An 18,156-nucleotide genomic window follows, 5' to 3' on the forward strand; every position below is an offset into this window, starting at 1 on the left:
AAAGGGGCGAAAACACAACTAGCCGCCCCTAAAAATCATAAATGACACCCAAATAAGGGAATAATCCCGAATCGTTTTAAAAATATTAGCCTTGGGTAAAACCATATTTGCGGGCGCTAAAAATGCAAATCTAATAATAATTGATTATGAATACAACATATAAACGCTTCTCTACCAGCTCATACTCCCTATTGCTTTTTTGCTTATTAAGCCTATTTAGTGCCTGCAAAAAAGAATATGAAGATTTTCCTTATGCCGATATTGTAAGTTTTACCGTAAAAGATGCCAACGGTGAACCAATTAAGGCTGTAATTGATGAAAAGAACCTCACTATATATTGGCCATCTAATCAGGCAGTACCCGATAATATCGTACCCATAATTGTGGTATCAGAAAGGGCGAAGATTAGTCCGTCATCTGGACAAACAGTAGCTTTTAAAGAGACAACCAGGTTTGTGGTAACCGCGCAGAATGGTACTACTAAAGAATATGCAATTAAAAAGGTTGTAAATCAGCCGCTACTTAAGGTTGATATAACTGGTGGGGTCTCAGTCTACAATACCAAAAATTTTGCAATAAAAGGTAGAAATATTATTATAAGTGGTGATAATGTTATTGCTGATAAAAATCAGACCAAAGTTTACCTGATCAATACAGCTAATAACAATGAAAAAGAGTTAACAATTGGAACATTGAGCCCAATAGCTATAAATGTAACATTAGATACAACAACACCAGATGGTATTTATAAACTAAAGGTTGTTTCAGGGCAAAGAACTGTGGTTATAGAGCGGACCTTTGGCATAACTGCCGGCTCACCTTTTATAAGTGCTATTGAAATGGCCGCCATAAAAACCACTTTAAAACCTGGAGAAGAATTTACACTAAATGGCGTAAACAGGATCGAATTGATCAATAAGTTTTCAATCCGAAATGTAGCTAACAAACAGTTTTATGATCTTACGGTCAAAGAAGCTAAAACTGATCAATTAACATTAAATGTGCCTGAAAGCCTGCCTATCGGTCAATACGATCTATTTATCTATAATTATCCTGCCGGAGAATATTATGCAGCGGGTATCGGATCAGATTATTTTGATGATATAATTACCATCATAAAATAACAAGGTGCAACAACACATAAAGATATATTTCGCGCTTCTTACGCTCATTCTAACGGGAACCTCTGCCTGTAAAAAGGCACAGGTTTCTGTTGATGATGCGGAAGAGATTGTTTCGCCTACAACGGGTACGCGTAGCCAGTTTACGCTCGATTCTATCTTTTTGTATGCGAAACAGGTATACCTATGGAATGATGCGTTGCCAAGCTATGCTGTGTTTAACCCAAGGCAAAAATATGGGGCAATCAGTTCTGATATTACAGCTTTTCGAAAAGAATTATTTGATATTTCGCAGCTTAAAATAAATGTTACTACAGGACTCCCTTACGAATTGCCAGTTTACTTTGAGAATCCAAAATATTCGAACCTCCAGGTGGGGAGGAGCATTCCCGGAAGCATTGCTGGAATAGGAAACTCAAGCACTGCTGTTACCAGTAAAATCGTTGCTACAGGAAATACGCCTGTTGCTTACCTGGCTTTGGCTTCCTTCCCTTCATTAAACAGTAGTAAAGTGGCCTTAGATCTGGCTTTTGCCGAACTCGCAGTTTCCAATCCAAAAGCTATTGTAATCGATCTGCGGAGCAATGGTGGTGGTTATTTAGAAACCGCAGAATATATAGCCAATTTAATTGTTCCCAGTAGTTTGAACGGAAAGGTGATGTATAGCGAGGTTTTTAATGCAGCTATGCAGAATGGAACCGTACCCATATTAAAATACCAGCCGTATTTAGATGCTAATGGGAAAACTGCCATCTACAATGGCCGTAATGCGACCATGGCCGATGTAGATTATTCTGTAGCAGGCAATACCTATACATTCAATAAAAAAGGGAATTTGCAAAGTATCCAATCGGTTTATGTAATCGTATCAGCAAAAACGGCATCGGCCAGCGAAATGCTGATCAGTTGCCTAAAACCTTATTTTGATGTGAAACTGATCGGAGAGAAAACCTATGGCAAACCTGTAGGCTTTTTCGGGATCAATATCGATCAGTACAGCGTTTACCTCAGCAGTTTCCTTATTAAAAATGCCCATGGCTGGTCTGATTATTTTAGGGGCATGGAGCCAGAGGTAATGGTAAAAGGGGAAGATCATCCGGTTTTGGGTGATCCGGATGAGCTGTGCTTAAATGCTGCACTTTCGCTGATTAACGGAACTAAAAAACTAACTGCAAGCAAACTGGCCACAACAGATAAAATTGCCAATGTTAAAGCTGATCTTTTGCAGGTAAATAATATAGAAAGTGTAATGCTTGAAAACAGGTTACGATTAAGAAAGTAAACAAGAAAGGTAAAAACCTAATCCTAAAATAATAACACCTGATTAAAAATGTTTAAACTATCCACCATCATATTACTGCTTGTCAATTTCCATTTAACGGTTGCTGCACAAGATTATGGAAGTTTAAAAGGCACGGTTACCGATGAGTTTGATAAACCTTTGCGTGGTGCAACCATACGTTTGGAGCCTGACGGGCATAGCACCGAAACCGACGCCAAAGGAAATTTTAGCTTCAACAAGATATTTACTGGTAATTATAACATTACCGTAAGTATGGTCGGCAAAATCAATCATCAAGCCAATATTAAAATCGGTTCTGTAGCTGCAAATAACTTAATAATTAAACTATCAGACGATGAACGAGAACTTAACGAGGTTGCCGTATCCGAAAACCGTGCTGCTCCAGATAACCTGTTAAAGTTAGAACGCAGTGCAATGCCTGTTACGGTAATTAGCAGGCGAACCATCGAATTAATGGGCAGTAGGAGGTTAGATGAGGTATTGAAAGAACAGACCGGGATTGCCATAGTAAACAACATTGGGGGTGGCGCAAGGTCGGTTGGTGTACAGATGCAAGGTTTTAGCAGTGAATACATTATGATATTGATCGATGGTCAGCCAATGGTTGGCCGCAACAGCGGGAATTTTGATCTGTCCAGGATTAGTGTTTCCAATGTCGAAAGGATTGAAATTATTAAAGGTGCATCCTCCTGTCTCTTTGGAAGCGAGGCGCTCGGTGGGGCGATTAATATCGTAACCCGCTACGGCGCATTACAACCGCAGGCAGCGGTTGCCGCAAATTACGGAAGTTTGAATATTGCCGATGTTACCCTTGAAGGAGAAACGCCATTTGCCTCTCAAAGAGGATCGGCCAATGTCTCTGCAAATTATTACCGTACTGATGGTTTCAATACCAATCCAAAATACATCCAGCAAGGTACTACTGCACCACCTTATGATAACTATGCTTTGCAAGGGAGAATCCGTTATCGCCTAACGTCAAAAAGTACAATTGGTTTTAGTGGGCGCTACGGACTACGGAAATCTTTTATGTCGAAAGATTTTGGTTTGGGTATTATTTCAGGCGATAGCCAGGACGAGCAGGATTTAAACCTTTCGGCCACATTTGACCATTACTTCAGTTCGGGTTTGCGCAGCATGAGCCGTTATTATTATACCAATTTCCGGTCAGACCAAAGTGTAGATTGGCAACAAACCAATAGCAACATTACAAAGGATATTTTCGCACAGAACTTACACCGTTTCGAACAGCAGTTTGCCTATGGTGTAAACGACGAACTTAAATTCACAGGCGGTTTGGGCGGTAGTATCGAAAGTATGAACGATGTTTCGCTAACCAATCCAGCTTCAGTAAGTTCAGGTTTTACTTTTTTGCAGGGCGATTGGCAATTCACTAAACAATTGGGGGTGGTTGTAGGGCTGCGTTACGATTTAACCAATACCTACGGCAGTAAACTTAACCCCAGTTTAGGTCTGCAGTATAAAATTATCCCAACTTTAACCTTTAAGGCTGGTGCAGGCACAGGATTTAAAGCACCCGATTTTAAATCTAGGTACCTTGTTTTTTATAATCCGGCAGCAAATTACCTGGTTATTGGAAATGAAGTGTTGAGGCAAACGCTAAATCAGCTGCAGGCTCAGGGACAGATTAGTGAGATCAGGCAATATCTGTTAAACCAGCTGGATCAAAATTTACAGGCAGAAAGAAGCACTTCGTTAAATTTAAGTCTGGAGTGGAAACCCAAAGAAAATATGAAAGTAGAGGCAGGAGTTTTTCACCACGCTTTACGCAACCAGATCAACAGCATTCAGGTAGCCACGGGAAGCGGAAACCGGAATATTTATACCTATCAAAACCTTCCTGAGGCCGTAAATAAAGGTATAGATCTCTCTTTTTCCATTAGTCCGCTTAAAAATTTAGAATTGAGTGCAGGTTATCAATACCTCATCGCGAAAGATTTAAGCGTAATTGATAGCATTAAAACCGGGCATTATCCTTATAACCAGAATATCCACGATGCTGCAACCGGAAATTCTTATTCCCCAAAACCTTCTGATTATTGGGGGATTGAAAACAGATCGCGTCACATGGCCAATTTTAAAGCTTTTTATAATTACCGTCCCTGGGATGCCAGCTTAAACATACGCGTAAATTACAGGGGTAAATATCCTTTTGGCGACCGCAATGGAAACCAGTTTATCGATCGCTATGATGCTTTCGTAAACAGTTTTTTTATGTTTAATGCCGCTTTTGAAAAGAAATTAATGAAACAGCATTTGAGTATCAGACTTACGGCAGATAACATTTTAAACTATACCTACAGTTTAATGCCCGGGCAGCCAGGGCGCGTTTTGCTGGCTGGATTAACCTACCGTTTATATAAAGATTAAATTTCAAACACCATAAATTTCAAAACATGTTAAGTACAACTATTAAAGAAGCTACAAAAGCCGAACACCAGAATTTAGAGAAACAGGTTGTTTTAAAGCTGAAAGCAATCAGAAGCAATCAGGATTATGCAGATTTATTGAAACATTTTTTTGCGTACTTCAGCCATATCGAAGCAACGATTAAACCCTTTATCACGGCATCGGTTCTACCGGATTATGCCCAGCGTAGAAATTCGGCTTATATTAAAGCTGATATTTTAGAACTCGATGCAGATATCACTGATCTTCCATTTACAACCGTACCAAAAATTGAAAATGCGGTACAGGCTTTAGGTGCATTATACGTATTAGAAGGTTCGATTATGGGCGGAAGCATTATTGTTAAAATGCTCGAAAAAGGAGGGGTAACCAAAGGTGTTTCTTTCTTTTCTGGTTATGGAGAAGCTACAGGTATGATGTGGGGCAATTTTATAGCTGTTTTAAATGCGCAAGCAAAAACTGAGCAAGAAGAACAAGAGGCCATTGTTGCTGCAAACGAAACCTTTAAACATTTTGCTTATGTTTTCGAAAAAGAGCGTGTAAGTACGGTTTAATATAACGTGATTAAGTTAGCACAAGTAGAAATAATTTAACCACAGATAAAAAGGATAGACACAGATATATGAAATCCGTGTTGATCTGTGTGCGTCTGTGGTTAAAAACTTTTAGTCCATCGGTCGACATCTCCGACCGAAACCCAATATTCATTGGTTTTGTATTGAGAAGCCTGGATTGTCCGCGCTATTGTTTGTAGCGGGCATCAGGCTTACCTGTTTTATGACTGTTTTTGTTTACGAAACCTTTCAGAATTGTTGAATTTCTTTTTTTGTAGTAAAAAAAGCGCTATTTCCATGTAAAAAGTTACAAATATCACGAGATAAGTATGATATACCCCGATGCAAGCCAATGAAACCGATTGTATTTATATTATCTTTGTGTTATCTCTATGCGTGTTTACAGTTCTTATTCTGATAGTGAATTGGCATTCTTGTTAACTCAGGGTGATGAGCTGGCCTTTACCGAAATTTACAACCGCTTTTATGGCTTACTTTTTATCCATGCCAATAAACGCTTAAATGATGATGAAGAAGCAAAGGATGTATTACACCAGTTGTTCGAGTCGCTTTGGGTTAAACGTTTACAGGTAGCACCTGACGGTAATTTATCAGCGTACTTATATACAGCAGTGCGTAACCGTGTACTGGATGTGTTTGCGCATCAAAAAGTAGAAAGTAAATACATTGATTCTTTGCAGGATTATATAGATCAAGACCATGTATCGACCGATTATATGGTGCGTGAAAAGCAAATGGCGCTATTAATTGAGCAAGAAATTGATGCTTTGCCATCAAAAATGCGCGAAATATTTGTTTTAAGCCGCAAAGAGAATAAATCTCATAAAGAAATTGCGCTCGAATTAGGGCTTTCTGAGTTAACGGTTAAAACGCAGGTTAAAAAAGCGCTCCGAATTCTTAAATCAAGGTTAGGGGTGGTTATTTATGTTGCTTTCCTTTTGAAAACCTATCGATAATCTACCATTAAGGGTTTAAGTACGGTCTTTTCTCTTTAAATTAAGCTGTATTGAGAATATTTTAAAAAAAAATAATTTTTCAATACCCCCAAGGCTATAGCTTCGCCGTATATATAACAATCAACCAAACTAGATTTCTTTTAATGGAGAAAAATGCAAAAAAGCTTTTAGATAAATACCGTGCAGGCCATTGTACGCCAGAAGAAATTGCTATTGTAGAAGCATGGTACCTTCAGTTGCCTTTCGAAAAAGAGGCTCCTGATCACTTGCTCATCGAAACCAGTAAAGAAGAAGTATGGAGCCGGTTAAGACCTCACGGAAGATCTGTAAAATTGGTCACGGTTAAGCGCATTGCGATAGCTGCCAGTATTATTTTATGCTGCAGCGTAGCACTCTATTTTGTGGCAGATCGTAATACTTTGCCGTTAACGGCTAAAACAGAATTAAAAGATATTCTTCCAGGTGGAAATAAAGCAATGTTAACACTAGCAGATGGAACGGTGGTAAATCTGGATGATGCCAAAAACGGTCAGATTGCCAACCAAAATGGCATCGTAATCCGTAAGGCAAAAAACGGCCAGCTCGAATACATCATTAAAGAAACCCCAAATGCATCAGTTACAGGCTCCAATGCCATTAGCACGCCCCGTGGCGGACAATACCAGGTAAGCCTGCCCGACGGCACAAAAGTTTGGCTTAATGCAGCTACTACCTTAAAGTATCCATATGCCTTTGCAAAAAACGAAAGGGTAGTAGAACTTAATGGAGAAGCCTATTTCGAGGTTTCAAAAGACCAAACCCGCCCTTTTAAGGTAAAAACAGATGCACAAACGGTAGAAGTTTTGGGTACTCATTTTAATATTAATGCCTATAAGGATGAAGCCGCAGTTAAAACCACGCTTTTAGAAGGTGCTGTAAAAGTGAGCAATGCCTCTGGTAGTGTAAACCTGCACCCGGGAGAACAATCGAGGCTAAATATAAACACGGCTAGATTAATTGTCGATCAAGAGATTGATATTGATAAAGAAATGGCCTGGAAGAATAATGTTTTCTCTTTTGATAACGATGATCTCCAAAGCATTATGCGCCAGATTTCGCGTTGGTATGATGTAGATGTAGTTTATCAGGGCAAAATTACACCAGAAAAATATGTGGGAGAAATACCAAGGAGCAGCAACTTAGCAGAGGTTTTTAAAATATTAGAACTTAACCATGTGCATACCGAGGTAAAGGGCAAAGTACTTACGGTATCAGGAAATTAAACAAGAATGGCTTTTCTTTAAACAGCCGAGAAATCAACCAACCAATTCACAAACTAACTAAACTTTATGATGAAAAAACTACCAGAAATTTAGCATCCTACCTTTAAAAAAAACCGAAAGCGCGATAACGCTTCCGGTAGAAATTTGGACAAGCAGCTTGCTTCGAAACCCAGCTGCTATTTTTTAACCTCATTCATTACAAAGGTATGAAATTAACTACCCTTTACAACCCCGTGTGCGACATGCGGAGGGTAAAGATTAAATTTTTATTGGTCATGAAATTGACTACAATTTTACTACTGGTCGGCGCCTTACATGTTTCGGCAGCCACCTTTTCTCAAACCGTAACGCTATCTCGAAGAAAAACTTCGCTTAAACAGGTTTTTAAGGAGATTAAAAAGCAAACGGGCTATTTTTTCTTTTATAAAGGTCAGTTGTTGCAGGATAAACCAGATGTGACAATAGAACTCAATAAGGCTTCGCTGGTAGAGGCGCTGAATGCTTCTTTAAAAGATCAAAACCTGAGCTACAGTATCGTTAACAAAACCATTGTAATAAGCGGTAAAGAGGGTTTACCGGCACCAACAGCAGGTGTTAAAGTAAAAATTGAAATAAAAGGTGTTGTTGCTGATAAAGCTACAGGAGAAACCATTCCAGGTGTAAATATTTCCATCAAAAATGGTGCAAGTGTAGGCATTACCAACGAAAAAGGCGAATTCAAAGTCAATGTTGATGAAGGAAGCATTTTAGTTTTTAGCTACGTGGGCTACGACTTGTTTGAAGCCAAGGTTACAGGTACTAAAACGTTAAATGTTAACCTTACCTCTAAGATGACCCAAATGAACGATGTAGTGGTAACGGGTTATCAAACGATAAAAAAAGATAACTATACCGGTAATGCGATTACGATATCTGGTGATCAGCTGAAAAGGGTAAATCCACAAAACTTGTTGCAAAGTATCGGCACCTTCGACCCTTCATTTAAACTGATAGATAATAATCTTGCAGGCTCCAATCCTAACAGAATTCCTTCTATCAATGTTAGAGGGGCTTCTGCACTGCCAAGTGGCGATGGGCAGGTGTTGAGAAGGGATGATATTCTTGGAACAGCGAACATGCCTGTTTTTATGCTTGACGGGTATGAAGTAAGCGTGCAGAAAGTATTTGATCTGGATGTGAATAGAATTGCATCGGTTACCTCATTAAAAGATGCGGCTGCAACGGCAATCTACGGTTCGCGCGCCGCCAATGGTGTAATCGTGATTACTACAAAAACACCCTTAGAAGGGAAATTAAGGATAGAATATAATTACGAATTGAATCTTACTGCTGCAGATCTAACTGATTACCAGGTGTTAAATGCAGCCGAAAAACTGGATTATGAAGTGTTGGCAGGCTTATATAACTCTTCGAAACAACAGGTATCTCAAGATCAGCTTGATGAAATATATTACCACAAAAAAGCCAATGTTGTTGGTGGCGTAAACAGTTATTGGCTATCGCAACCCCTGCGGAATACCATAGGACATAAGCATGCTGTAAATCTGGATGGAGGTTCACAAGCATTCCGGTATAATGTAAACCTTCGCTACCAAACCAGGCCCGGAGCAATGAAAGGGTCGGCAAGGGACCAATATTCGGGAGGAATGAGTTTCCAGTATAATGTGAAGAAAATTCAGTTCAGAAATGAATTATCCATAACACAAGTGGGCGCTACCGAATCTCCATACGGCGATTTTTCTAATTATGTACGGATGAATCCTTACTACCCATTGAAAGATGCTAATGGCATGACGATGAGGATTTCTGATATATATGAAAAATCGGATCGATCTAGAGAATATGTTTTTAATCCATTGTTTGATGCTGGCTTAAGCAGTTTCAATAAATCGAAGTATACCGAAATTATTGATAACCTTTCTGCTGATGTAGAGGTGGCGAATAACCTTCGGTTAAGGGCTCAAATGAGCGTAACCACACGATCAAATTCAGATGATGTATTCACCTCTCCGCAGGCAAATAAGTATTACCTGTACACAACAGATAAAATAGATGAAAAGGGAGAATACATGAACAGGGAAATGAAAGAAACCTATTGGGATAGTAATATTAGGTTAACATGGCTAAAGCAGATTGGCGGCAGTTATTTTAACGCTTTAGTGGGTGTAAATGCCCGTACAGAGCTGCGCGATCAGAAAGAATTTACAGCTATTGGATTTGCTAATGATCGTTTTACCAGCATTGGTTTTGCAAAGGGCTATGCTGAAGATGGAAAACCGCAAAGCAGGCTCGAAAAAGCACGACTTTTTGGCTCTTTCTTTACAATGAACTACTCGTATAAAAATAGGTACCTTATGGATGGAACCGTTCGTATTGATGGTTCTTCAAAATTCGGAGTAAACAACAAACTGGCTCCTTTTTGGTCGTTCGGATTGGGATGGAATGTACATCAGGAGGAATTTCTGCAGGGCAATAGTGTAATCAGCCAACTTAGAATAAAAGCCTCTACGGGGCTCACCGGTTCAGTAGAGTTCGATCCTTATTTATCAAAAACCATTTATAAGTATAACACAGGAAACTGGTATTCATCTGGTATTGGTGCAGGTGTAAACAGTTATGGAAATGAAAACCTTGGATGGCAAAAAACGAGGATGACTGATATTGGTATTGATATCGGTCTGTTTAAAGATCGTGTAATGCTTACGCCTAGGGTATATAAGAAGTTTACCAAAGATATTTTGGCCGATATTACATTACCACCATCAACAGGCTTTCTATCTTATAAAGAAAACCTTGGCGACATGGAGAACAAAGGCGCTGAGCTGGGGCTAACCGTAGATGCAGTAAGAAGCAAAGACTGGTCGGTAAACCTGAATGCAAGTATGGTTTCCAACAGAAACAAAGTGGTGAGAATCTCCAACGCATTAAAAAAATACAATGACAGGGCTGATGAACTGCAGTCGGTAAAACCAGGAGATGGTGGTTACAGGGGCATTCCCTTACTTAGATTTAGCGAAGGACAACCTTATAATGCCATTTATGGTGTACGTTCGTTAGGCATAGATCCGGAAAACGGACGTGAATTGTACCTCAAAAAAGATGGTACGCTTACATACGACTACGATAAGAGAGATTATGTTGTAATTGGCGATCCTAATCCTAAGGTAAGTGGCTACTTTGGTGGAACGGTTAACTACAAAAGATTTAGCCTGTATGTACAGTTTCAAACTTTTTTCGGTGGCGACAAATATAACCTGACACTGGTAGAGCGTGTTGAAAATGCTGATCCAAAATATAATGTTGATAGGCGTGTATTCGAAGAAAAGTGGAAGCAGTCTGGCGACCTCTCTTTTTATAAAAATATAGCAGATAATGGCGAGACCGATGTAAGCTCGAGATTTATACAGCCTGATAATCTGATCAACCTTCAATCAGTCAACCTTTCTTATGATATGAATAAAAAAATCGCATCTAAATTATCGATGTCGAGTCTCATGTTTCAGGTTACTGCCAATGATGTAGTACGTTGGTCATCAGTAAAAGAAGAAAGAGGAATTAATTATCCGTTTACCAGGAGTTTAACCTTTTCTGTTAGAGCAGCTTTTTAAGCTATTAATGAACAGATTTAAAATATAAAAACATGAAAATTAGATTGTTAATATGCCTCATCCTGTTAACAGGGTTATTGAGTTCCTGCAAGAAATGGTTGGAAGTTGAGCCGGAATCGGAAATTGCTGCTCCAATTTTATTCAGTACAGAAAATGGCTTTATGGAAGCCATTAACGGTGTATATAATCGCAGTACAGAATCAGATCTGTACGGTAAAGAGCTTACATTTGGTACAACAGAAGTATTGGCGCAAAATTTTTCGATGCGTGATGACGGACAGGATTATAGACAGACCTCCCTGTACAATTATAAACATGGCGAGTTTATCAAACGTAAGGATAGGATATGGGCGGGTTTATACAATGCAATTGTAAACTGTAACCTGATCCTCGAAAACGTAGATGCAAAAAGGAACATTTTTAGCGGTTCCAATTATTCCATTATCAAAGGCGAAGCACTTGCATTAAGAGCATATTTGCATTTCGACCTGTTGCGTCTTTTTGCGCCTTCTTATTTGAGAAACCCATCAGCAAAAGGAATTCCGTATGCTAATAAATACACGAAAGAGATTACGCCAGTTGCTAATGTATCAGAGACCCTTGATTTGATCATCAAAGACTTGGAGGAGTCGAAACAGTTATTGGTTGCAGATCCGATTCGGAGTGCCAACTATATAGTAAATTATCCATTGGTTACCGATACACTGAAAAATACAGAAGAGAAAAACCCAAGTCTTTTCTTGCAGAACAGAAGGCATCGTTTAAATTATTATGCAGTATGCGGAACACTTGCCCGGGTTTACCTTTATAAAAATGATAAGGTTAAAGCTTTACTTAATGCTAAGGAGGTTATCGACTCGAAAAAATTCCCATGGACATCAAAAAGTGATTTTGAGGCATTCGAAGATTCGAAAAAAGATCGTATTCTTTACAAGGAACTCGTTTTTGGATGGTACATACCGGGTGCTGCAAAAGAAATAAAAGATAATTGGTTTCAAAGTGGCACCAGGGGATTTTATTTGATTGAGGATGCCGCAGATTATATTTATGAAAAGGCAACGGCCGGAGCAAGTGATTCCCGCTATAAATACTGGTTATCTGCTACCTCTAGTCAATCGTCAAGGTCTTACGACATCGTTAAATACCGCAGAAATCCCTTAAGCACTGAGACTGGCGCAAATTTACATTACCTGATGGCTCCTGCAATCAGGCTTAGTGAGATGTATTACATCGCTGTCGAGTGTTCGTATGCAAACAATCCCACAGCAGCAGTCAATTATCTTATACAGGTTCGTGAAGCAAGGCAAATAGGGGATCCTTTGACCATAAATAACGAAGAAGATTTATTAAAAGAACTACTTAAAGATGCCCGTAAAGAATGGTTAGCCGAAGGCCAGTTATTCTACATGTATAAGCGGCTTAATAGAGGCATATTAGGACAAACCGGTGTAACTATTCCTGCTTCCGATAACATTTTCGTACTTCCTCTTCCTAACGATGAGATTGTTTATGGTGGCAGATAAAACAATTTTAAATTCTATTAATAGCAAATTATGAAAATATATATATTAATATTCGCAATCATTTGCCTTGTTTCTTGCAAGAAAGCAGAAGAGATGCGTTTTGATCACAGTGCTAATGTCTATTTCGACATTTACAATGGTGATAAAGACAGTATAGTAAGAACCTTTGCCTATAACCCTACACTCGCTCAGGATACCGTATGGCTACCGGTACGTTTATCCGGAATCAGAACAGATGTAGAGCGGAAATTTAGCGCACTAGTAGATGCTGATTCTTCTACCGCCACTCCCGGAATTCATTACGAAGCTTTGAAAACACAATATTCAATCCTTCCAAACAAAGGATTAGGGTACATTCCTGTGGTGATTTATAACAAGGATAAGGAACTTGAAAACAGATCGGTTTCCATCCTTGTCAAATTAACCGGTACACCAGATCTGGGTATCGAAAACCCTTATCTGATCAGGGCAAAAGTAGTGTTCTCTTCCAAATTAGAAAAACCTAATTGGTGGGATACCTGGCCGCTTCCTCCTTATTCGAGAACCAAACACGAATTGTTTATTCTGGTTACCGGACAAACCTCCCTTACTACTGATGGACTGGACGCGCCAAAAAACCTTTATTACATAGGTTTATTAACCACTATGCTAAATAATCCATTTAATTGGGTAAGTAAAAATGAAGCAAAAGGTTATGTCATAGAAGAAGTAACTGCAGGCAATACCGATAGCTATTATTTCTACAATAAAAGCAATCCCGCCAAAAAAACACTGTTGAGAAAAAACATGCAGAATGGCAAATATTATTTTATAGATGAAAACGGTAATGAGGTTATTTAAATATAAAAATATGAATATTAGAAAATTAATCTTGTTAATAGTTGGTGTGGTTTCACTTGCCGCATGTCATAAAGACCTGGGCAATTATGATATCGATATGCCAATCGAGCCTAAACTGGCCAACCTCGATTCTGTTTACACTGCAAGTGTAGGTGATAGTCTGATCATCAAACCAAAAATAGAAGGTGTCGATGCGGCCAATGTAGAACTTCAATGGAAAATCAGTGTAATGGAAGGGAATGACGTTCTTTATACCGGACCAGCTTTAAGAATCATATTCGGTTTGCAGGCTAAAAGATACGCTGCCCGTCTTACCGTTTTCAACAAAGCAAATGGAATGAAATATTTCCATAAGTTTTACATAGACGGTGGAACCGAATTTGCTAGCGGTACAACGGTATTGAGTGTCGAAAATGGAATCACACAGTTTTCATTTGTAAAACCAGATGGTAGTGTACAGGCACGTTTGTACAAGGCAATGCAGGGGAAAGATTTGCCTCCAAATCCCACCAATTTATTCCTGCTAAAAAATACATTTACAAATGCCTTATTGGGATATTGGATCATTACAAAAAATGGCGGAATCAGGTTGGAGCCCAATACCATGCAGGAAGATCCAAAATATCCAAATACACTGAAGGATAACTTCTTTACACAGCCGGATAATCTTGAGGTTGGTTCACTGATCTCGCATCCTCAAGGGGTGATGATGGGTGTTGTTAATGGTAAGTTTTACGGTGGAACAACAAGCACATGGGATCAGGCCGCTACTTATGGAATGTTCGGCTTACCAGCTGATGGTGATTACGAACTGGCCCCATCTTTTGTGATGAGCTTTACGCAATCAGCTACTTATTTTATTGGCTTCGACAGAAACAGAAAGCAATTTGTCCGGATCAATCTTTATGGTGCGCCTGTTTATTTTGGCACTCAATACTCGGTTACCACAACAAATGTCTTCGATCCTTTAAATGTGGGGCTGGATCTTGTTCATTTGGAGCAACTTAATAACGCAGATTGTTTTGCCTATTGTAAGGGGACCGATGGAAAGATTTATGAATTAAAGTTCAATGTCCAGTTTAACGGGCCGTTTACCTTTACACCTCAACATAAACGTCTTTTTGTACGCCAGGAGTTAATTAACGAAAATACAAAATGGAGTGGTGCTAAAAATGGAGTAATCTATATTGCCAATGGCAGTAAAGTTTATCGGTATAATCCAGTAAATGAAGAACTCAGAGAATTGGCCACCAGCTTTAGTGGTAAATCGATTACGATGCTAAAACTTACCGATGATGAAGAAACGCTGATGGTAGGAACAGAAGAAACCGTTTCTTTTCTAAATATAGCTACCGGAATGAATGGTATACTCATTAAAAAGATCGAAGGTATCCCTGGTGCTCCTGTAGATATCGCAATCAGAAAATAATCCTATTCCATGCTTAAGCCTTCAAAATCTTAGGCATGGAAATATTTAAATTATAAAGAAACATACAAATGAAAATTATAAAATTAACAGCATTAGCCTTTTTATTTCCAGTTTTATGCTGGGCACAAGCGCCGAATTTTAGTTTAACAGGTAAAATAGGCACATTAGGTGCGCCAGCAATGGCTTATATCGATTATATGGATAATGGTGTAAGCCATGAAGATTCTGTAGCCTTGGTTAACGGAAGTTTCAAATTTACCGGACATATTTCTGGCAATGCCTACGCCCGTATGGCATTAGACCATAGTGGTGGCGGTAAAGGTAAGGCAGTTTATACCGGAGATGTGATTTACTTTTATTTTGGTAAGGAACAGGTAACAATCACTTCAAAGGATTCTTTAGAAAATGCAGTTTTTGCCGGTTCGAAGGTTTATCAGGAATATGATGCCTATAACAAAGCCATTGGCGGGACAATTATGGCGCTTACCAAAGCCGTTAATATTGATTTTAACCGTGGTACGCCTGAACAGCAAAAAGATACCGCTTACATGAAAGCAGTAGATATGCGCTTCAGAAAAAACATCCAGAACAGAACAGACAAACAGTTTCAATTTGCTAAAGAACACCCAACTTCATACTTCGCTTTGGTAGCATTATCAGAGGCTGCCGGAAGTAAGGTTGATGTAGCCAAGGTTGAACCGCTTTTTAATGCCTTGAACAAAGCTTATCGCGAAACCGATATGGGTAAAGAACTTGCGCAGCGTATTGCTGCAAGCGGCATTACCGCCGTTGGAAATGTTGCGCCGCTTTTTACTCAGAACAATGTGGTAGGCAAGCCAGTTTCGTTGGCCAGTTTAAAAGGAAAAGTGGTACTGGTAGAGTTTTGGGCAAGCTGGTGTGGACCATGCAGGGCCGAAAACCCGAACCTGGTAAAACAATATCAAACTTATAAAGATAAAGGCTTCGAAATTATTTCGGTTTCATTGGATAATGTGAAAGAACGCTGGTTAGAAGCGATTGAAAAAGACGCTTTAGACTGGATTCATGTTTCTGACCTGAAAGGATGGAACAACGAAGTGGGCCGTTTGTATGGCGTACGCGCCGTACCAGCAAGTTTTCTGGTAGATGCGCAGGGTAAAATTATTGGTAACGGCTTGCGTGGCGAACCTTTGAATAAAAAGCTTGCTGAAATATTCAATTAGTTATTGGCTGATAAAATATAGATGATGAAAAAGATGCTAACGGCATGCCTGATGCTGGTTTCACTGCTCACTTTTGGGACCGCGAAATATCGGGATAAAATTGCATTAAAGGTTTTATATGTAGGCTATAATCCCGATAGGCCAATGCCGAAAAATGTAGTTTATTATTCAACAACCCCAGCTGTTGTAGAAAAAATATACAAAACCAGAATGGCAGATTTTAAAACCTTTTTGGAACAACGTTTTACCGAAGTTAAAGTGGTAGATGTGGCTGATTATAAGGTCGAAATGTCTGATGAGGTAGATGTAACGCTGATGGATGCCGGCCCGGTTAATATGCCTGCAAACTTTAGTCGCCCAATGGTTTTAATGCACGCAATGGCACCCAATGTGGGTTTACCTTTAGGTTTAAAGTTCGACTGGTACTGCCAGTGTTTGGATGATGAGGCCTTGAACATCAAAACCAGTCACCCCATTTTTAATACGCCCAATGTTGTAAAACTAAGCATGGTGAAAAAACCGACCCCAGGTTCTTTTTTTAACGGACATCAAGGCGTTGGTACACCAAAAGAAATGGATAGGTGGCAGGTGGTAAAGCAGGGTTTTTCTTCAAAAGAACCTTATCTTATCGGTATGGTTTCGCATGGCGAAGGATTCAACGATTCGCCAGATGCTGAATCCATTTCAGGTGGCGTTTGCCTAAAAAATGCCGAAGCAGTGGCGTTAGGTCGTCAGGGGAATTATTTTATGTGGGGTTTTGCAGGCTCTCCTGATTATATGACCGATGAGGCCAAAGATGTTTTTGTAAACACGATCTGTTACATCAAAAAATTCGATCGTCTTCCGGCTATTGTTAAAAAAGTGCAGATCGAAACCCGTAGCGGCGTGGATGAACTGATCTATCGGTTAAGCAAAGATCTCTATAATCAGGCCATTGTTTCGCGACGTGAAGGGAACCTTCGCATGTTGAAAATGCAGCAGGAATTAAAGGATAAAAAAGCAAAAGGTGAAGATATTGGCCATGGCAACGAAATGTTTTTGAAAATGCCAATAACCAATGATACTCAATCTTTTGATGATTATGTAAAAGGTTATGTTGGAGATAGTTTATTTGCTATTTATGGTACTAATATCAGTCTCTATCACAAGTATTACCGTCAAAATTACGAGTATTTCTATCCTTCTGGCGTGTATACCCTTCAGTTAGACCGTGATGCACAAAAACTAGGCATCTCTAACCGTAAAGTAGCGCTTTTAGATAAATGCGTAAGTTTATTGGAGGCCAACAAAGAGGTAGCGATGGCACAACGCTTGCTTGAACGTTACACTACTCAAAAATTCAACAAAGGAGCTGAATGGAGAAATTGGCTCAATCTAAACCGTAATAATCTATTTTATACAGAATCTGGTGGCTTTAAATTCATGGTCAATACCTATGGAAAAAGCTTTCCCGTTAGCCAGCAACAAAGCTACCAATTGCCAAAATCGGTCATAAGTGATGAACCGACCACAGCTGATCCGGTTGCGGTTTCTGCAAGATTTATTCCTGGTAATGGCAATAAAAAAGATAGTTTACTTATCGAAGCCAAAATTTTAAAAGGCTGGCATATTTATGCTTATGTATCTAAAGATAATCCATTTGTGGTTACCGAAACCCGCCTCGAACTTCCTGAAGGCGCAATAGCTGATCAGGAATGGAAAACTACAGCAGCTATTCCATATCCGGGCAACGAGGGCATGTTTATTTTTGAAGGAAAGGCAAACTTTAGGATAATGGTCGATTACAGCAAGGCAAAAGCAGGCACTAAAATTAAATGTGGCTTATACTATCAGGTGTGTGATGAAACCAAATGTTACCCACCGAAAGAAAAAATATTAGAAATACTCATTTAAGCTACTTATGCACA

At 39.3% G+C, this 18,156-nt stretch carries 12 protein-coding genes; all 12 read left to right on the forward strand.

From position 1 onward, the window contains the following. Positions 1-146 precede the first annotated feature (146 nt). The 12 genes from EYS08_RS13000 (at position 147) to EYS08_RS13055 (ending at position 18,142) form a co-directional block, all read left to right on the forward strand. On the forward strand, positions 147-1,124 hold the full coding sequence (locus EYS08_RS13000) for a DUF5018 domain-containing protein (protein WP_131030451.1): 978 nt from the start codon (positions 147-149) through the stop codon (positions 1,122-1,124). Positions 1,125-1,128: 4 nt separating this feature from the next. Continuing rightward, a complete protein-coding gene (locus EYS08_RS13005; RefSeq protein ID WP_131030452.1) occupies positions 1,129-2,403 on the forward strand; it encodes a S41 family peptidase in 1,275 nt (424 codons plus the stop codon). A gap of 48 nt (positions 2,404-2,451) precedes the next feature. Beyond that, complete coding sequence (locus EYS08_RS13010; protein ID WP_131030453.1) at positions 2,452-4,815, forward strand: TonB-dependent receptor; 2,364 nt, start codon at positions 2,452-2,454, stop codon at positions 4,813-4,815. Positions 4,816-4,841: 26 nt separating this feature from the next. Then, positions 4,842-5,408 (forward strand): biliverdin-producing heme oxygenase, encoded by a 567-nt coding sequence (locus tag EYS08_RS13015; protein WP_131030454.1) that lies wholly within the window; start codon positions 4,842-4,844, stop codon positions 5,406-5,408. Between the two features lie 392 nt (positions 5,409-5,800). Beyond that, positions 5,801-6,385, forward strand: a complete 585-nt coding sequence (locus tag EYS08_RS13020; protein ID WP_131030455.1) for an RNA polymerase sigma factor — start codon at positions 5,801-5,803, stop codon at positions 6,383-6,385. 143 nt (positions 6,386-6,528) lie between these two features. Continuing rightward, the gene (locus tag EYS08_RS13025; RefSeq protein ID WP_131030456.1) at positions 6,529-7,647 is read left to right on the forward strand and encodes a FecR family protein; all 1,119 of its coding nucleotides are present in this window, start codon (positions 6,529-6,531) and stop codon (positions 7,645-7,647) included. A 275-nt stretch (positions 7,648-7,922) separates the two neighbouring features. After that, positions 7,923-11,255 (forward strand): SusC/RagA family TonB-linked outer membrane protein, encoded by a 3,333-nt coding sequence (locus EYS08_RS13030; protein WP_131030457.1) that lies wholly within the window; start codon positions 7,923-7,925, stop codon positions 11,253-11,255. 32 nt (positions 11,256-11,287) lie between these two features. Further along, on the forward strand, positions 11,288-12,778 hold the full coding sequence (locus EYS08_RS13035) for a RagB/SusD family nutrient uptake outer membrane protein (protein ID WP_131030458.1): 1,491 nt from the start codon (positions 11,288-11,290) through the stop codon (positions 12,776-12,778). Positions 12,779-12,808: 30 nt separating this feature from the next. Beyond that, positions 12,809-13,618 (forward strand): DUF4843 domain-containing protein, encoded by an 810-nt coding sequence (locus EYS08_RS13040; protein WP_131030459.1) that lies wholly within the window; start codon positions 12,809-12,811, stop codon positions 13,616-13,618. 10 nt (positions 13,619-13,628) lie between these two features. After that, a complete protein-coding gene (locus EYS08_RS13045) occupies positions 13,629-15,047 on the forward strand; it encodes a PKD-like family lipoprotein (RefSeq protein WP_165456448.1) in 1,419 nt (472 codons plus the stop codon). Positions 15,048-15,115: 68 nt separating this feature from the next. Beyond that, entirely contained in the window at positions 15,116-16,249 is a 1,134-nt protein-coding gene (locus EYS08_RS13050) for a TlpA disulfide reductase family protein (RefSeq protein WP_131030461.1), read from the forward strand. A gap of 24 nt (positions 16,250-16,273) precedes the next feature. After that, a complete protein-coding gene (locus tag EYS08_RS13055) occupies positions 16,274-18,142 on the forward strand; it encodes a protein-disulfide reductase DsbD domain-containing protein (protein ID WP_165456449.1) in 1,869 nt (622 codons plus the stop codon). The last annotated feature ends 14 nt before the right edge of the window (positions 18,143-18,156 follow it).

The organism is Pedobacter kyonggii (assembly GCF_004310665.1).
GTDB lineage: Bacteria > Bacteroidota > Bacteroidia > Sphingobacteriales > Sphingobacteriaceae > Pedobacter > Pedobacter kyonggii.